This is a genomic window from Sinomonas sp. T428B (assembly GCF_056780155.1).
In genome coordinates this window covers 20809-36519 of record NZ_JBRAZR010000002.1, presented here as the reverse complement: position 1 = coordinate 36519, position 15711 = coordinate 20809, and the positions used below count along the sequence as shown (strand labels likewise).

Below are 15711 nucleotides of genomic sequence, written 5' to 3'. Positions count from 1 at the left end.
AAGGGGGCCCTTCTCGCGTCTTCTCGAATCAAACCAAGACGAGCTCGCGCTTGTTCCGATCGTTGCTGTCCATGGTCTGAATCTTCCGTCCCTGTCGCTGCTCATCTTCGATGAACTTCATCAGCGCGATTGCTCGCCGAATGATCTCGGTCCGCGAGACGTTCTGGTGCTGAACCAGCTCGTTGAGAGCTGCGGCCGTCTCTGGATTCATGTTCACGCTGAGTCTGGTTAGTTGATCAGTCATGGTTGACATGTGTGTGCTCCTTGAAGGCCTCCGTATTTCAGTACCGGGTACGACTGAAAGTGCGCAATGCGCACTAAGTCCAGCGGGGACTGAATCCTGTGATGCTCAGAGGCTCGGGCTGTGGCGGTGTGGCGTTGTGGCGGTTGGGTCGTGCTAGTTGCGGAGCGCTAATGCCTTGATCTGGTGTGGTTCATGGCACGTTCGTCCTTTCTTGTGGGCAGCGTCCCCCTTGCTACCCGGCTCTTGTGGGCGGCGTTCCCCCTGCTACCCGGTTGTGGATACGCCGCAGTGGTGGGCTGCTCGATCCACACTCCAAGTATCCTTGCGTAAACCCATCCTGTCAACATCAGATGTGCACCGGATGTACATGTAATACACATGATGTGCTATCATGGGAGCGTACGCAATTCGGGGTCGTCCCGGATCTGACCCCGCGAGCCGGGGATGAGGAGGTCGAACGTGACGGAGAGTCGCGACCCCCACCCGGAGGAGCCAGTCCCCGAGATGCAAGTGCCGGAACTGGATCTCCAAGAAGACAACGCTGCGCTCCACGCCTTGGCTTCAAGACCCAGGCTCTGGAAGGCGTTCCAAGAGATGATTGGCGCTCTGCGCGAAGAAGGGCCACCAGAGAACTGGTGGCTCGATTTCGGAGTCGACGAGTCGATGATGTCTGTCTCTCAGTCTTCGGGAAGGATCAACTACACGTACGACGACGCGACCGTGCATGAGACAGAGTCGACGGAGGGGCGCCGGCTGAACGGTGTGTACGCCGTCCTGGACTTGGACGACGAACAATGAGCACACCCGGGCCGGAGGCTCAGGACCCCTTTGATGAGGCGTCGCAGGGCATCGAGCCGAGCGCACAGCCTGTCATTTCCTTTGAGTCCCGTGAGAGTGTCTTCCGCTACTCGGCAGCCGAGGAGCGTAAGAAGCACGCCGATCAGACCCGGAGATGGCTCGCCGCCGGCATCTTGGGAGTCGTGCTCCTCTTAGACCTCATCCTGACATGTGCCTTCATCTGGAAATGGGGCGGATTCACCACAGAAGACTTCGGTCAGGCCATGACCAACTTGGCTGGTCCCAATGCACTGGCCGCAGCTGTGATCGGCTTCTACTACGGGAATGAATCCTCAGACAGGGACGACCGCTGACACCGATTATCGGCCCATGCCGCGCTGCGGGAACTTCGTCTTTGCGGAGGCTCCACGTGCCTTGCCTACCGTCGGGCTGCGCTCTGGGGCCTTGGCCACGGCAGCGTTGGGCGGTTTGGCCTGGTCCTGATCGGCGCTGAGCCGTGCCTGCACGGCTTCGCGATCAGTTAGACCGTCCAGACTGATGGCGAGTCCATGTCGGCGCTTCGCTGAGTCGTACCTGATGCCCGTCTCTTCGCCCAGGGACCCTGGGCGCTGGTTCTCTTCGGCGGAGTCTTGCTCGCGGTCCCGGTCCTCCTTCTCGGCCTCATCCAGCATCTGTTCCGTTTGCATCGTCTCGTCGCGGCCTGCGCCGTGCTCATGGCTTGCCTGCTCGCGTTCCCGTTCTGCCTTCGCAAGGGCGTCTGCCAGCGACGCCTCATCGACTCCCAGATGGTCTACGTCCAGGCCATAGCGGTGGCGGACCTGGTCGCGGATCACCTCGGCCGCGCTGCGCGCTGCGGGGTCGTGGTCTTTCCATGCCGTGGCCGACTCGTGGATGCGTTCAACATCGCGGGCGCTGGCGGTTTCCCACCAACGGTTGTCCATCACCGAGGCGAGCTGTGCCCGAACAGCTGCGCGCTCGGAGTCAAGCCGGGCCTGCAGCTCCCTAGCCTGCTGCTCTTCGGCCGCCTGCGCCCGACGCAGGGCCTGTTCGCGTGCTCTGGCGAGCTGCTCGCCGAGCCGCCCAGCAATGGCCAGCCCGAGACGGGACACGCCCTCGAGAGCCTCGTCGATACCATCCGCTTCGCTCATGGTCCCCCTCCTGAGTGCTATCTCTCGATGTCCGGGCGGCTGTTCCCGCTCCGGGTGCTTGTATGCGTCCGTGTGGGCTCGTATTTCGGGGGCAGAACCGAACCGGCGGGGCGGGCTGGAGCCTGGCCGGCAGCGCTAGTCCGTGCAGCCTCGGCCGCCTCCCTGTCCACTGGCGAACCTATCGGGGCGCTTGGCAGGGCTGCGGCGACCTGGCTCAGCTGGTGCTTCACGAGGTCGCTGATCTGGCGTGCGCGGCGGAGGTCATTGGACGCCTTGTGCATGTCGTGGACGGCTTTGCCGAGGTTGAGCAGCTGGCGAAGCATGATCGCCTGGGACACTGTTCCCTTCCCGCCCATAGCTGCCGCCATGAGGAGCAGGGAAGCGCCGCGCGCAGACGGTGCGACGCTCCTAATCGGTTGCACCGGGTAGCGGCGCAGCTGGGCTGTCTTGGACAGCTCGTCGGCCGCTGCGGCCAGCGGGCCTGGGGTCGGTTCTGTGGCAGTCGACCACGCGGCGAAGGCGCCTGCCGTCTCGCGTGCGACGTGTGCCCAGGTGGCATGGTCGTCGAGCGGGACAGACCGCAAATTCTCGCGAAGTCTGGCGATCTCGTCGCTGTACCGCTCCCACATCTGCGGATCCGGCTCGTAGGCTTCCCGCCCGACATGGACCGGCCGGCGTCCGCGTGCGGCCGCGCCCCACTCGGCCACGGCAGCGCCGGCCAGCTCCGGAGAATCTGACCAGGCTCCCCGCAGTCTGGGCAGCGTCAGGTCCTTTGCCAGGTGTCCGCCACCGAACCACACCGGACGCACACCTCTCGGCGGCCGCTCGGCCACCGAATAGCCCACCACGACGTCGTCACGGCCCGCCGCGTAGCGCGGCCTGATCATCGCCCCGGTGCGCCGGACTCGCCGGACGAACTCTGCCTCGTCTTGAGCAGCCGTGGAGCATGCGCGGACCTTGCGCGCTAGCGAACGGCGCTCGGGCTCGGGTGCACCACGGCGCTGCCCGGCCTCGCGCTCGCCCGGGCGCAGTCCCCGCATCGAGTACACCGGGGAGAGCTCTTCGAGGCCGTGCTTCTTCTCCAGCGCTCGGGCCGTGTCCTGGGCGCGCTTGAAGTCCAGGTGGCTGCTCCATTTGGTGCCGTCCTCGCGCACCATCGACGCCGCAATATGAATGTGGTCGTTGCCGGCATTGCTGTGTCCATGGCGGATCGCCACCCACGACACTGGGGCCTTGCCACTGACCTCAGTAAACCCCATGTCGTCCATGAACTCATGGGCGATTTCGGCCCACTTATCGTCCGTGAGGTCGCCCTCTTCGGCGCGCAGGCTCAGAGAGCAGTGCCAGACGTGACCACCCTTGACCTCCGTGCCCAGGATGTTCTTCGCCTGGTCCAGCTCTCGCGCGATCGACAGCGCCGCGTCACGGTTCAGCTGGTCGTCGTTGTGCCACGCCATGATCGCCGGCGACCCTGCCACAAGGTGCGGGTCGGTGTGCTCGTTCGCGCGCCCCGGGCCCGCAAGGTAGACAAGCAGCCCAGCCATGCGCTCGCCCTTGGTGATGTTCGGGATCATCAGCGTCCCAGACTGTCCATCGTGTCGTTGACCCGCTCGGCGATGGCACGCACACGCGTCAAGGCGACGCGGGCTTCCTCCGGGAACTCGTCAGTCGCGTTCGCCTGCCGCGCGAGCTGGTTGACGTTGTTCGACAGCGCAGCGAGGTAGCGGCGGATGGCCATCAGCTCGGACGCCAGTGCCCGGCGCTCGGCCAGCGAGTCGGCGTTCTGCGCGTGCAGCGCTGCGCTAACGAGGATCTCCGATGCGCTTCGCCGGGTCCGCTCCTCCAGCACGTACAGGCGCGCCCGCTCCTGCTCCGACATCGACACCCGAACGTACTGCGTCGGCCCCTCGATGTTCGCCCGGCGACGGCGCCCGAAACGACGGACGGAACCCCTTTCCTCCGCCATCCCGTACCGCCCTTCCATGCCCAGCGCAGCGCCCCGCAACCGTGGGCTACAGACGGCAGTCTGTCAGAGCGGCAGGCCTCAGGTCCGGCGCGACACGCCCGGTTATGGCACATAACCGTATAGCTTGCTCCGCCGGAGGCACCTTCGCTTCGAATGCGCAGCGTGTCTTCCCCATCCGACCCGGGACGCATCGTTAGGCTGCGGACATGCCCACAGCACTTGATGCCCAGAAGATCGAAGACGCCCTCCGCCAGCGCCTCGACGCGCGCATGGACTCGGTGCGCGCCTTGGTGCGCTCCAGACAGGAACTCGACGACGCCAAGGCGGTCCTGAAGGCAGCCGAGGACGAAGACATCCGTCGCTGGAACGCCGCCCTGAGCGCTGGCTGGAGCCCAGAAGAACTACGCGCCGCAGGCCTGACCGAGCCCGAGAAGAAGCTGCGCGTGCGCAAACGCGCCGCCCGCCGCCAGACACCCGAGCAGGGGTCCGCGTCCGAGCCGCAGCCCCTCGAGCAGCAGCACCCGTAGCCTCTCGCCCACCTGTGCACAAGCAAAAGCTCAACCGCTCCGCGGCTTTTCCTGCACACAGGTGGACGACAGGAACCAACCTGACCGCCCGCACACAGCAGCCGGCCCACCGAGGGGCCTCGGATATCGCCTCCGCAACCCGGCTGCTGTGCACGGACTCCATTCGCGTAAGGAACCGAGGAGGTCACTGGTTGGGCGAGATTGCGGCATCGCGAGGCTGGAGCTGCGTGGGGATCAGCTTGAGGGCGAGGCCCCGCCACCCTGGCCTCCGAGCTGGGCGACCACCTCGCGGAAGCGCAGAGCGCCACCTCGGCAAGCGATAGCGGGGGCGAGACGGCGTGTACCAGACCTGTTCAGCACCGGCCTTCGTCACACTTAAATCTCGGGGCTCGACAGCTAACGGACTGGGTCCCACAGACCATAGGCGAAGGACGTCACAGAGGGGAGTCGGATGGCTGGAGAGTTCTATAACGCCGCAGCGGTTCATGAGCGATTCCACGACCTCGCCGAGCTGCGTACCTTTGCGCGCAAGCTGATCCAGCACTGGCAGAACGCGCAGGAGAGGCCTTTCCGCATGAAGGCAGAGTTCGATGTGCAGAGCGGCGGGCCGATCATCTGGAGCTTCGCGAACCACGTCGCTAACTTGATGGGCACCGTCACCGAACTGTCTGAGAAGGACCGGATCCTCCATGCTGTGCCATTGATCCGGCTCATGGTCGAGAACACGATGACCGCAATCTGGCTCTACTTGGAACCAACCAACGCCAGAGCGATCATCAGGGAGGGATTCCGTCTGAGGAGAGCTGCGATCGAGAACATCATCGAGACTGGGGCTGAGGGGTTTGGCCAGTCCGACATCGACGAGGTCGACGCTGTCCTGGACGACTTCGACGCGGCCAAGCTTCCGAGCTTCGAGGAGAGGTGCCGGCAGATAGTCGGCGGCCTCAATGTCTACTGCACATGGCGGATGCTAAGCACGTACAGCCATGCGGGAATGGGAATGGGCGACTTCTACCTCGGGGAGATCCCGAAAGAACCTGGGCTGGCCTTTGTGCCCGACGCCAAGCTGCAGAGGCACGAGGCATGGCTCGGCACGGCGGTGTGCATGCTCATTGCTGCGATGAAGGTCTGCAACGCCATCGACGCAAGGGGCAGCCTGAAATCGCAAGTGGAGCGTGCCGAAAGGAGGATGGGCATCAATCCGAACTTGGCCAAGACTCCCTGAGGGACGCGCTACCCTGCCTCATGACCGTCTGGATCGTCGCCTCGAATCACGCCACCTTCAGGAGCGAGGATGCCTTCCGAGAACTCGAGGAAGTGAACTGGAGTGAGACCCAGAACGCGCACATCGCCCTCGGCGACATCGTCTACCTGTTCATCACGAAGCCGGTTTTGGCGATCGGCATGAAGTGCTCCGTGACGGCGGTCGGGCTTCCGGAGCCGGACATCAACGGCCGGACCTATTGGGGGGACGAGAAGGAGATGCTCGGGCGCAGGCAGGGCCGCAACTGGATGCGACTCAAGCGAATTGCGGTGTTCAGCGACGAGCAGCGCGCTCTATTGAAGGGCAGGGTGCTTGAAGGGTACGGGCTGCCTGGCGGAAGCGTGCAAGGCCGACAGCGCGTCCCAGATAGGCTCCTCGCCTATATCGAGTCAGTCGAGCACGGAGGTATGACCACAGGCGATGACGCGATCGCCGAGGCCGGCGAGTTCGAACCGAGCGAGGTCTCACGCTTCGCCGCTCAGATCGCGCGAGGCGATTACGCCGTGCACGACCACACCGTCTCTGCGAAGACCCGCGGCAGTGCCCAACGAGCATTCGCCCAGGCAGTCAAGAGCAACTACAACTGGCGCTGCGCGATCACAGGCATCTCGACGCCCGAGTTCTTGGTCGCATCGCACATCGTGCCGTGGAGTAAGGCACCAGAGATCCGGCTCGACCCGAGCAACGGGATCTGCCTATCAACCTTCGTGGACCGCGCGTTCGACGCAGGATTTCTCCAGATCGGAACGGATTACGGAGTTCGGATCGACTGGAGGAAGGTTAACGATGACAAAGCCTTGAAGGACGCCCTGAAACCCTTCGATGGCCGGCATGTGGCGACGCCACCGCGCGACATGCCGCAGCCGGACTACCTTCGGCAACGCCTTGCATGACAAGGAGACTGACGCTGCTTGAACCCCCGCCCACCTGGCGACTGGAGGCCGAGCTTGCTCTGGGTCCTGAGGGCGCGGGGGCACCGGGATGAGGGGTCCCGTTGTCGGCCCCAGCCCTACTTTTGGATGTACGGATTGGCGTCCATGTCGACGACTCCAGGGACATCCCGGAGAGCTGCCATAGCTTTCTCGAGCTCGGCTTGAATGAACTCCTCCCGGCCCTCATCTGGCAGAGAGGAGTGCATGCTGCCCGGCAGGCCGGCGGCGATCCTATGGGACACCACTCCGAGGCGCCGATCAATGTCGCGGCGGTCCGCGAGGTGGAAGGCTGCATCCAGGTAGTCGTGCAACGCGTGCTGAATCAGAATGAGGTGCCCGGCAGCGTCGAGGGCGTCCTTCCGGTCCCCGGTGTCTGTGAAGTGGGATTGGATATCGTCCCGATAGGAAGCCCCCCTGGTGTTCAGGCCGAGCAAGTGCATGTTGTCCTCGCTGTCGATCATGAAAAATGCACCGGGAGATTTCCCTCGGGTGACGCCGAAGGCCACGAATGACCGTATGAACAGTCCAGCGCCGTATTCCAGCCACGAAGCGTCGACGACGATTCCCTCAGTGAAGGACGCCCGCTCCGCCACCGCCCCCCGGAACGCCTCCAGAGCCTGAATGACAGGTTCCTCCAGATTGGGTCCGGGGGAGCCTCCGGAGTCCGCCATAGCCCGGCAGTCCCGCGCCACCGCGGCCACCGCCTCATCCAGGGCAGCCTCAGTTCTGGCACAGATGCACAAGTAGAGATCCATCAGCAGCCTCGCCGCCTGCTCCCACCTGCCCCGGCTGTGCCCCGTCTCCACCAGTGCGTCTAGAACGTCCCCCACACCCTCCGCGATCGGCACGCCATTGCCCAGGCCGTACGCACTGAAGGACGGGTTGCCCTGCGGTGCGGGTGTCTCTATGGCCAGGGCCAGCCAACGCGAGTCCACTTCCGATTTGAACCGCGCCGTGATGCGCGGGCGCCGTGAGGGGCCCGGCTCGACCCGAATCCGCTCGAGACCGATGGCCCGGCAGCGATGGACCCGACGGTGGATGGTCTCGGCGGAGGCAACGGGTTCCTCGTCCGGCGCCCAATCGAGGTCGTACTCGTAGTCGTAGTCCTCGTCGTCCTCCAGCTCATCCGCCCACGCCCCCGCCAGAATCTCACTCGCCCCATATGGCGACAATGGCTCATCGGAACGAGGGGGGAAGTCCACAGGATCGAAGTCGTCGCCATCGTCTCCGGGCCCGGCTGTCGTTTCCGGCACGGCCGCTTCTTCCCTGGCCCTTTCCCCTTCTGCTGCCAGCAGAAGCTCCCCCGCTCGAGGGACGTGGTCGATGACGAGCTGGGCACCGACCTCGATCCCGAACAACTCGATGCCCGCCGAGAGGATGACCTTCACCGCCATGTCCGATTCAGCGCCGGTCCGGCTATCAAGCGCCATCAACCGCATTTCCATGTCCTGCATCACCGCGATGGCATCGCCCTCCGAGAGCACACACTGGGCGGCTGTTCCACTGCGTTCAGACGGGGAGAAGAAGCACGTCTCGCAGAAAATCTGCGCCAGCTCATGCGGCACGCCGAGACCGAGGTGACGAAGGAACACGTCCTGTGGCGATCCAGGGACAATCCCAGCGGCCGCCCGCTCTGAATCCGGAACGAACTCCCCTGACTTGGAACGGGAGATCAGGATAGTGAACTCGCCGTCTTCTGGGCTCATTGGTGCCCGAGATGCCGTCTCGAATCCGCTGAGTCTTTGCAGCAGCGCTCGTCCGGGTCCTACACCGAACATCTCCTCGATCACTTCTCGGATCACACGCGCCCCCTCATCGGTGAGGCGTCCGACTTGGGACCCGGTACGTGGCACCAAAAAAATCAACCGGTCAGCGTAGGCCTGCGCTGCGCGCTGGTCCACCACACAGCCAGAAGCGGCGTCCCGCTGCCCAGGCGGACGAGCACAGGCGTCCGCGACCACCATCGAGATCAGATTGGGTATGCCCGCCCCGAGCAGCTTTGCTCCGACTGCCCCCATAATCTCTTGAGCCCTGCTCACTCGTCCCCCATTCCTGCAGAAGCTTCCATTGATGAGCCGAAGCAGCAGCTGCAGCAGACTCAACCTACGGCACCCTCAGCGGTCCGCTCTAGCCCTACTGCAGCCGGCACAACGCGGCGGCTTACTGGCCGGAGTCCAAGCGCCCTGCGTGGGGGAACGGCCACGCGCGTACGGCGTCGTCGAGGGCCTCCGCGTAGTCCTCGGCGGTGACCCTATGCCCGCTTCGGGTCGACTTGGGGGCACCAGGCCGTGTCTCCCCATTCCGTAAAGAGGGAACAGCCACAGGACACGCTGTGGCGGCCGATGGCGACAGCATCGATGGCAGCGTTCTTGAGGTCATCAAGAGCAGCCGCCAGGAGCGGCGCCCTCCAAGTGCCAGGCTGTGCGGACTAAGGTCTGGTTCATGCCCTTAAATCTGGACGTCGATGAGATTGTCACCCGGCAGCAGCTCAACGCTGCGTACGGCGGTGGCATCCAAGGCGGAATGCTCACGCCTGCAGGTGGACGCTATATTTTCCTTTTCTCCGACCCTGTGCCGGGAACCGAGAATGGCTACACCTGGGACGGCTGGGCAAACGGGTCCACGGACACGTTCTTCTACACCGGCGAGGGCGCTCTCGGCGACCAGGAGTTCACCCGCCGGAACCTGGCGCTGCGCGAATCCACCTCGGACAGTCGGGAAGTCCACCTCTTCGTCGCCGAGGGCTACACCCGCGGCAGCCGAGAGCGCACCCACAGGTACCTGGGACAGTTCACCCTTGACCCCAAAGCCCCCTGGCGTCGCGAGGACACTCCCGGAGCCAACGGCGAGATCCGCTCGGCCATCGTCTTCCGCCTGAACCGTCTCAAGGCCTCCCCCGCGCCTCAGACCCACACGGAAAGCCGCACGCCCGAGCTGGCCAGAACAAACGGGGCAGAGGTGATCAGCGCAGAGGCTTCCAACACCGCCGAATTCACAAGGCCCGCCCAGGACGAATCCGTGGCAGCCCGTCGGGAACGCACCCTCGAGGACGCCTTCCACCGGCATCTTCGCCAACAAGGAGGGACGCCCCAGCGATTGAGGATCACCCTCGCCGGCCAAGCCACCCTCCTCTACACCGACACCTGGGACAGCAGCGCCAGGGAGCTGTACGAAGCCAAAGGCAGCGCCTCCCGGAACGACGTTCGCCTGGCCATCGGCCAGCTCCTCGACTACCGGCGTCACATCAGCCCACCGCCCTCGCGCTGCACCGTTCTGCTCCCCACCGATCCCGGCGAGGACCTCACAGACCTCATTCACAGCGCCGGCCTCGACCTCGTCTACCAGGACAGAAACGACTTCATCCGCCGCCCGGCCAGCGCCCCAACTCTGGCATCAGACCACCGTCACGAGCTGGAGGCCGCACAACTGGCATCAGCCAGCTTCCCAACCCCGCACAGCGGCAAGCCCGCCCAGGGGCGCCCCCTCGGGCAAACCACCAGACCCTCTCGCCGTCCTCCTGCACCGGGCAAGGGCTGGGAACGGAACTGAACCCAGCAAGCCGAGTGATGACGCTCATCCCACTGCCCAACGCGGCTTCCGGCCCCAGCCGCGAAGGACTCCAGGGCTGGCCCCTGAGCTGCCAGTAGAACGGCAAGTGAGCGTTCAAGCCGAACGCCCCCCACGGCAGGGCGTCTCGTCCCTCCGACCGTCAGGAGGACGAAGGGTTCCACCCCACTACCTTCCGAAATCCCTGCCCGCCTGGGCCCGGCCCGCATGGTTCCCCTGCCGCGCGATGGAGGCAGCACGAATCGCTGCCAGGGTCTCAATGTCGACGAGGGGCCCGCCCGGCTTCGCCCGCCCCTTCACGGCCTCCGACTTGGGGCCGGCCTCCTTGTCGGCCACACGGTAGACCCGGTACTCGCTGACGCATCCGTAGTCCGCTGCAACGGCTGCCGCATTGCGCGCGCAGAGCGATTCGGGGGCGTCGGGTGAGCTGTAGAGCGAGGCAGGGAAGGACTGCGGAACCCAGCGCCCGCCCAGCTCGGCGTCGACGCCGGTCGCTGCACCGTTCTCGGCCTCCAGATAGCCGCGCTCCCAGCGGCCCATGGTGCGCGCCACGCTGACCTGCTGGGTCGACTCCACATCCGCGAGCAAGACGTCGTAGCCCGCTTCCTGGAGCCGGTCCATCAGCATCCTGGCCTGCTTCTCATGGCCCAGCGTGCCGTCGATGATGACGTTCATCCCCGACTCCAGCGCCTCGTTGCGGGCCTTCTTCGCGAGGATGGACGACTCCGTGTGTACCAGGGCGGCCAGCTCTCGCGGGTAGAACCTCTCCCCCGCCGCCTCGAGGTCGCGCACCTCATTCGGCACCAGATGGCTGACATAGCTTCCATCCCGCAACGCCTGCTGCAGCAGCTCGTCCTTGAAGTCGTCGGCATTGATCGGCAGCCAGTGCTCAGGCAGAGTCCGGGTCGACTGGATCAACGCGGCCTGCGCGGTGGACTTCCCCGCCCCCGGCGGGCCGGCCAGGACAATCGCCCGCCGGTCACGGCGGACCTCCGGACGGGACTCGATGAACCGGGCCAGGATCTCGTTGTGCAGCCGACGGCGCTCCTGCCTCGGCTCGCCCCGCCGGACGTTGAACCACTCCGGGTTCTGCACGGTGGCATTCGTGCTCTGCGCGGTCAGCGGTCCGCCGGGTGCGCCCAGGCGCTCCAATGTGGCGCGGTGGGCCGCAACCTGATCCTCGGTAGTCACGCCCTACAGCGTAGCCATCAGGCCTCGCCGGGCTCCTCAGCGGCATCCAGGATCCGGTCATAGGCATCCCCGTCGATGAGTCCCTCATCGAAGGCCCTGCCGACCTCGGCAAACGATCCCGGCGTATCCAGGTACGGCGTGGAGTCCCATTCGGCGGCCGCCGCGGCCGCACCCTCGTTCTCCGCATACGGCCACGCACACAGCTCGCGGATCATGGCCTCACGGTCGATGTCCCCCGCCGCATAGCGCTCCGCAATCTCATACGGGCTCGCGCCGCTGAAGCCTTCCGGGACCGGCTTCACTCCCCTGGCCTCCGCCTGCGACAGCAGCTTGCTGATCGCCGGCTGGCTCACGCCAAGCTCGCGGGCCACAAGCCGCTGGTCAGAGACCTCCACGGCCGCCCGGACGCTCCTGATGTAGTCCAGACCGCCCAGTTCGCGCCTCGCACGTGCACGTCGGGCTTTGGCGATTGCTACCTCGACACTGATGCTCGTCATATCAACCTCCTCCGCTATAACCAATGTTATCAGGCGGGGCGGAGAGACGCAGCAATGGCTGCCCCAAGGTTCGCGAGCCCGATCTCGTCCGACCAAGGCCGCTCGGAACATGAGGGAACCAGCGGCCCTGCAGAAACCACCCCGCCCCGCTCCTCCGGCCGCTCTCGTCCATTCGGAGCACGAAGGCGCCCTCCCCGGGCTCGCAAACGGCCCTTCACACTCGAAGCACGTCATGCTTGAAACTGCTCAAGATGCGTTCGATTTCTCTGACTGCACGCTTGGAGATCCCCAGGTCTTCACATTCCACGAGGTCAAGCGCAACAGTCAGAATGGTGGCAGGGTATTCCTTCGGCGACCCAAGTCCGCTCACTCTCAATATCACATTGCCCATCGGGTCGGAATGTAGTTTGTATTTGCTCACCAGCGATTCAAGGTCGCCTGGATCTATGTACCCCTCAGCGAAAGGGAGTGTCTTGTACCGGGGCCAGCCTAGTTCGTAGTGCATTAGCCGGAGGCATGATGCTCCGGTGAGGTTCATCGACCTCCGGATCTTCTCCAATGACCTTCGTGGGGCATTGCAGTCCAGGACGATGGCACGAGACCGCATACGCCAGATGAATGTGGCTGTGTCGATGGTCTTCAACGTCTCGCGGAGACGCCATCGAGCCTGGGGTGAGAGGTCAACAGGACGCCCATCAAGCATGTCGTGGGCCGCCCAGGCCGTTTCCTCGCTCCAGGGTCGTCCCGGTGCGCGCCGAAAGCGACGAAAACGCTCGAGGGAGCCCCTATCGATCCCGCGACCCCACGCCTGGGCATCTGTCCCCGCCCTCAACAGATCGCCGCGTACAAGCATCCCCCGGAGTCGCCGAGTGGAGACCCCCAGCGCGGAGGCGGCTTCTTCATGGCTGAGGGATTCCCCCATGGGGCACAGCCTCCCATGAAGCATGGTCTCCAGCCAGTCCCCAGAGGGCGCAAAGCGGAAACATTATGTAGATGAAGGGATCCCCGCTTTTCCCCGTGATCCCGGGGAAGAACCCATAGTGAGGCATCAGCTCACAAGACAAGTGAGCTGGGCGTGTGCATAATAGTTATTAGAGGCGCCGAACCGATACGGCGTCTCTTCTCGTATGCTCGGATGCGCCCCCTCAGCGCCCGCCGCGCAGCCCCCTCTCTATGACAAGGCGACAGCTTCCGCTGTCGCCTTTCGTGTTTAAGGAAGAACCATGCCCGAAGTGCACCTGCCCCCCGCTGATCACCTACGACGACGGCCGTTACTGGCTCGCCAGCGATCCTCGACGTTTGGCGTCCACAGGAGCGATCGAGTTCCGCGTCGCGCCATCGGTCGACGGCGAACCGTTTGATGATTTCTCTCTGGCCCGAGTGTCCGTGCGCAGAGAAGAGATCAGCAAGGCTCCAGGGCAGTCTTGGCCCCTGCGGCTCCACCTACCGAAGAGGCTGGGGTTCCCGTTCGCGGACACCCCAGTGGACGACTACGGCACAGTCCTCGGTCCGGGGCTGGCAACTCGTATCCTCTATCTTCTCGCTCGAGCGTACGAAGCAGAGTTCCACGGAAAGACCCTCGAAGGACGTATCTGGAGGAGCCCCAACCCGAGCATCCTCACCGACTGGAGACTCACAGTCGACCAGTTGCAGCGGCGGCGCGGCTCGTAGACCACGTCCCGCCGTCAAGTTTTAGCACAGGCCCATTCCGGGGCCTTTTTCTATTTAAGGAGGAAATAATGTGCGACCATCACGAGGGCTTTGATCAGGGAACCACGATTGAACACACCGCATTTTACAGTGCGGCTGCCTCAGAGGACGAAATGAGTAGGCTTATCGACCGCCTGATCGACATGGGCCTCGAAACAGATACTGACACCAAGAGATTCATCACCTACACGCTCGGCCGAGTCGCAGACCTTTGGTCCGCCCTAACCCGCGCAGATGTCCAGCAGATTATGCAGGCACTTCTCAGCACACCCCGATGGCACATTCCTTCGGTCATTTCCCGAGTCAGGGTGTAGCCGTGAATGCTCTGCTCCAGCAGGCAGTGGACCGTAGCGCCGGCCGCAGCGCTACTTCCCTTCCGAGTCAGTCGCCGCGCCCGAGCCGGTCTCTGCTTGTGCTGCCTTCTCGGTCTTTTCGGCCTTCTTGCGCTTGTACCACTCGACACCCTTGCGAGCACCGACCGTGACGCCTATGACCAGACTGCCAACGGCAGCGAGGAGCAATACCTTTCCTGGGTCAATCTCGACCGGCGTTTCGGCCGCTTTCTTGTCGTTCTGGAACGCGCGGAACCTCGCATCCGCCTCGTCCTGCGCAAGCTTCCTCGCGGCCCTCTGTTCTTGCCTGTCCGCAGAGATGTCAGCTCGCACCTTAGCGAGGTTTTCGGGCGCAGAGTCCAGCACGGCCATGATGCTGGGGTCGAAATGCGTTATCTCCCAGTAGCGTGCAGCAGAACCGCCATACCCGTTATCGCGGGACCGCTGAACTCCGAACTCCTCACCCTTCGAGGTGAGCCCGTACGCCCCCGGTTCACCGTAGAGGAACCCCTGGTCCTTGAGCAGGCGATTGACTTCCATGGCGTTCGCGCCGATCCGCGCCCCTATTTCTGTTGCGGATAGCCCGAACTTCCCCACGCCATGCCCCCTTCTATGAGGTCGCTTCTCAAGTTGGTCCAGTCTAGGTCCAAGATTCGGGAAGCGGCTCGATCGAGGCCTTCAGCTGCCAAGTCCTCCGGATCCTGCGCTTGGGAAGGAGGCATGGGATGTCACAGCGACCGCTCAGTTGACGTTTACAATACATAGAATAAGTGACGGGTTGAGTGAGAGCTTAGCAGTCGGCGTTCTTCTTCCCTCAGGCTGTCACGCAATCGGCCGTATAAGTGATGGGGGTGGGGGATGCTCGTCGGATATGTGAGGGTCTCGAAGGCCGACGGCTCGCAGACAACTGACCTGCAGCGGGACGCGCTCCTGGCCGCCGGCGTCGACCCCGAAGCGGTGTACGAGGACAGGGTCTCGGGCAAGCGCGACGACAGGCCCGATCTCGCCGCCTGCCTGAAGGCCCTCAGGAATGGGGACACCCTCGTAGTGTGGAAGCTGGACCGGCTCGGCCGAGACCTGCGGCACCTGGTGAACATCGTTCACGACCTCACCGAGCGCGGCATCGGCCTGCGGGTCCTCACCGGCCAGGGCGCAGCGATCGACACGACCACTGCCTCGGGCAAGCTCGTCTTCGGCATCTTCGCCGCCCTGGCCGAATACGAGCGCGAGCTCATCAGGGAACGCACCATCGCCGGCCTGGCATCCGCCCGCGCCCGCGGTCGTACCGGGGGCCGGCCCTACAAGATGACCCCTGCGAAGCTACGCCTCGCCCTGGCTGCCATGGGCAAGCCCGAGACCCACATTGGGGACCTCTGCAAGGAGCTCGGCATCACCCGCCAGACCCTCTACCGCCATGTCTCACCCACCGGCGAGCTCCGCCCCGACGGTCAGAAGCTCCTCACTCGGGGTCGGCCCCAGCGTGCGGACCAAGCCGGATGACTGGCGCGTCTGCCTAGGCTTCGTATCGCCGAAGG

16 protein-coding genes are annotated in these 15711 nt (G+C 64.4%); 7 read left to right on the top strand and 9 right to left on the bottom strand.

Features of this window, described 5'->3' with window-relative positions:
* Window positions 1-28: 28 nt before the first annotated feature.
* The gene (locus tag ACUYMY_RS18375) at window positions 29-253 is read right to left on the bottom strand and encodes a ribbon-helix-helix protein, CopG family (RefSeq protein ID WP_481705137.1); all 225 of its coding nucleotides are present in this window, start codon (window positions 251-253) and stop codon (window positions 29-31) included.
* Window positions 254-703: 450 nt separating this feature from the next.
* Here ACUYMY_RS18375 and ACUYMY_RS18370 point away from each other — a divergent pair, with 450 nt between their 5' ends.
* Window positions 704-1042, top strand: a complete 339-nt coding sequence (locus tag ACUYMY_RS18370; protein ID WP_481705136.1) for a hypothetical protein — start codon at window positions 704-706, stop codon at window positions 1040-1042.
* A complete protein-coding gene (locus ACUYMY_RS18365) occupies window positions 1039-1395 on the top strand; it encodes a hypothetical protein (protein ID WP_481705135.1) in 357 nt (118 codons plus the stop codon). The genes ACUYMY_RS18370 and ACUYMY_RS18365 overlap by 4 nt, the downstream gene beginning before the upstream one ends.
* Window positions 1396-1401: 6 nt before the next feature.
* Here ACUYMY_RS18365 and ACUYMY_RS18360 read toward each other — a convergent pair whose 3' ends face one another.
* From ACUYMY_RS18360 to mobC, 3 genes are read right to left on the bottom strand one after another with little or no spacing between them, the layout of a single operon-like run.
* Complete coding sequence (locus tag ACUYMY_RS18360) at window positions 1402-2190, bottom strand: hypothetical protein (protein WP_481705134.1); 789 nt, start codon at window positions 2188-2190, stop codon at window positions 1402-1404.
* A gap of 17 nt (window positions 2191-2207) precedes the next feature.
* A complete protein-coding gene (locus tag ACUYMY_RS18355) occupies window positions 2208-3764 on the bottom strand; it encodes a relaxase/mobilization nuclease domain-containing protein (protein WP_481705133.1) in 1557 nt (518 codons plus the stop codon).
* The gene (gene mobC / locus ACUYMY_RS18350) at window positions 3764-4069 is read right to left on the bottom strand and encodes a plasmid mobilization relaxosome protein MobC (protein WP_481705132.1); all 306 of its coding nucleotides are present in this window, start codon (window positions 4067-4069) and stop codon (window positions 3764-3766) included. The genes ACUYMY_RS18355 and mobC overlap by 1 nt, the downstream gene beginning before the upstream one ends.
* Before the next feature lie 293 nt (window positions 4070-4362).
* Between mobC and ACUYMY_RS18345 the strand changes: the two genes are divergently transcribed.
* From ACUYMY_RS18345 to ACUYMY_RS18335, 3 genes are all read left to right on the top strand, one after another.
* Window positions 4363-4683 (top strand): hypothetical protein, encoded by a 321-nt coding sequence (locus ACUYMY_RS18345; RefSeq protein ID WP_481705131.1) that lies wholly within the window; start codon window positions 4363-4365, stop codon window positions 4681-4683.
* A 451-nt stretch (window positions 4684-5134) separates the two neighbouring features.
* Window positions 5135-5908 carry a DUF5677 domain-containing protein gene (locus tag ACUYMY_RS18340; RefSeq protein ID WP_481705130.1) on the top strand — a complete coding sequence of 258 codons (774 nt, stop codon included), beginning with the start codon at window positions 5135-5137 and terminating at the stop codon, window positions 5906-5908.
* A 20-nt stretch (window positions 5909-5928) separates the two neighbouring features.
* The gene (locus tag ACUYMY_RS18335; protein ID WP_481705129.1) at window positions 5929-6840 is read left to right on the top strand and encodes an HNH endonuclease; all 912 of its coding nucleotides are present in this window, start codon (window positions 5929-5931) and stop codon (window positions 6838-6840) included.
* 116 nt (window positions 6841-6956) lie between these two features.
* On the opposite strand, the gene ACUYMY_RS18330 is transcribed toward ACUYMY_RS18335, so the two are convergent.
* Window positions 6957-8681 (bottom strand): hypothetical protein, encoded by a 1725-nt coding sequence (locus ACUYMY_RS18330; RefSeq protein WP_481705128.1) that lies wholly within the window; start codon window positions 8679-8681, stop codon window positions 6957-6959.
* A 640-nt stretch (window positions 8682-9321) separates the two neighbouring features.
* Between ACUYMY_RS18330 and ACUYMY_RS18325 the strand changes: the two genes are divergently transcribed.
* Window positions 9322-10428: an SRA domain-containing endonuclease gene (locus tag ACUYMY_RS18325; RefSeq protein WP_481705127.1), complete on the top strand. Its 1107-nt coding sequence runs from the start codon at window positions 9322-9324 to the stop codon at window positions 10426-10428.
* Window positions 10429-10614: 186 nt separating this feature from the next.
* On the opposite strand, the gene ACUYMY_RS18320 is transcribed toward ACUYMY_RS18325, so the two are convergent.
* From ACUYMY_RS18320 to ACUYMY_RS18305, 4 genes are all read right to left on the bottom strand, one after another.
* Window positions 10615-11637 (bottom strand): zeta toxin family protein, encoded by a 1023-nt coding sequence (locus ACUYMY_RS18320; protein WP_481705126.1) that lies wholly within the window; start codon window positions 11635-11637, stop codon window positions 10615-10617.
* A gap of 17 nt (window positions 11638-11654) precedes the next feature.
* Window positions 11655-12134 (bottom strand): helix-turn-helix domain-containing protein, encoded by a 480-nt coding sequence (locus tag ACUYMY_RS18315; protein ID WP_481705125.1) that lies wholly within the window; start codon window positions 12132-12134, stop codon window positions 11655-11657.
* Window positions 12135-12348: 214 nt separating this feature from the next.
* Window positions 12349-12672 (bottom strand): hypothetical protein, encoded by a 324-nt coding sequence (locus ACUYMY_RS18310; protein WP_481705124.1) that lies wholly within the window; start codon window positions 12670-12672, stop codon window positions 12349-12351.
* A gap of 1537 nt (window positions 12673-14209) precedes the next feature.
* Window positions 14210-14773 (bottom strand): hypothetical protein, encoded by a 564-nt coding sequence (locus tag ACUYMY_RS18305; RefSeq protein ID WP_481705123.1) that lies wholly within the window; start codon window positions 14771-14773, stop codon window positions 14210-14212.
* Window positions 14774-15034: 261 nt separating this feature from the next.
* Between ACUYMY_RS18305 and ACUYMY_RS18300 the strand changes: the two genes are divergently transcribed.
* Window positions 15035-15676 (top strand): recombinase family protein, encoded by a 642-nt coding sequence (locus ACUYMY_RS18300; protein ID WP_481705122.1) that lies wholly within the window; start codon window positions 15035-15037, stop codon window positions 15674-15676.
* The last annotated feature ends 35 nt before the right edge of the window (window positions 15677-15711 follow it).

Bases quoted from the DNA above. Each gene is read 5' to 3' on its own strand.
- ACUYMY_RS18375 (WP_481705137.1), bottom strand. From the start codon at position 253: ATGTCAACCATGACTGATCAACTAACCAGACTCAGCGTGAACATGAAT.
- ACUYMY_RS18365 (WP_481705135.1), top strand. From the start codon at position 1,039: ATGAGCACACCCGGGCCGGAGGCTCAGGACCCCTTTGATGAGGCGTCG.
- ACUYMY_RS18360 (WP_481705134.1), bottom strand. From the start codon at position 2,190: ATGAGCGAAGCGGATGGTATCGACGAGGCTCTCGAGGGCGTGTCCCGT.
- ACUYMY_RS18355 (WP_481705133.1), bottom strand. From the start codon at position 3,764: ATGATCCCGAACATCACCAAGGGCGAGCGCATGGCTGGGCTGCTTGTC.
- mobC (WP_481705132.1), bottom strand. From the start codon at position 4,069: ATGTCGGAGCAGGAGCGGGCGCGCCTGTACGTGCTGGAGGAGCGGACC.
- ACUYMY_RS18345 (WP_481705131.1), top strand. From the start codon at position 4,363: ATGCCCACAGCACTTGATGCCCAGAAGATCGAAGACGCCCTCCGCCAG.
- ACUYMY_RS18340 (WP_481705130.1), top strand. From the start codon at position 5,135: ATGGCTGGAGAGTTCTATAACGCCGCAGCGGTTCATGAGCGATTCCAC.
- ACUYMY_RS18335 (WP_481705129.1), top strand. From the start codon at position 5,929: ATGACCGTCTGGATCGTCGCCTCGAATCACGCCACCTTCAGGAGCGAG.
- ACUYMY_RS18325 (WP_481705127.1), top strand. From the start codon at position 9,322: ATGCCCTTAAATCTGGACGTCGATGAGATTGTCACCCGGCAGCAGCTC.
- ACUYMY_RS18315 (WP_481705125.1), bottom strand. From the start codon at position 12,134: ATGACGAGCATCAGTGTCGAGGTAGCAATCGCCAAAGCCCGACGTGCA.
- ACUYMY_RS18310 (WP_481705124.1), bottom strand. From the start codon at position 12,672: ATGAACCTCACCGGAGCATCATGCCTCCGGCTAATGCACTACGAACTA.
- ACUYMY_RS18300 (WP_481705122.1), top strand. From the start codon at position 15,035: ATGCTCGTCGGATATGTGAGGGTCTCGAAGGCCGACGGCTCGCAGACA.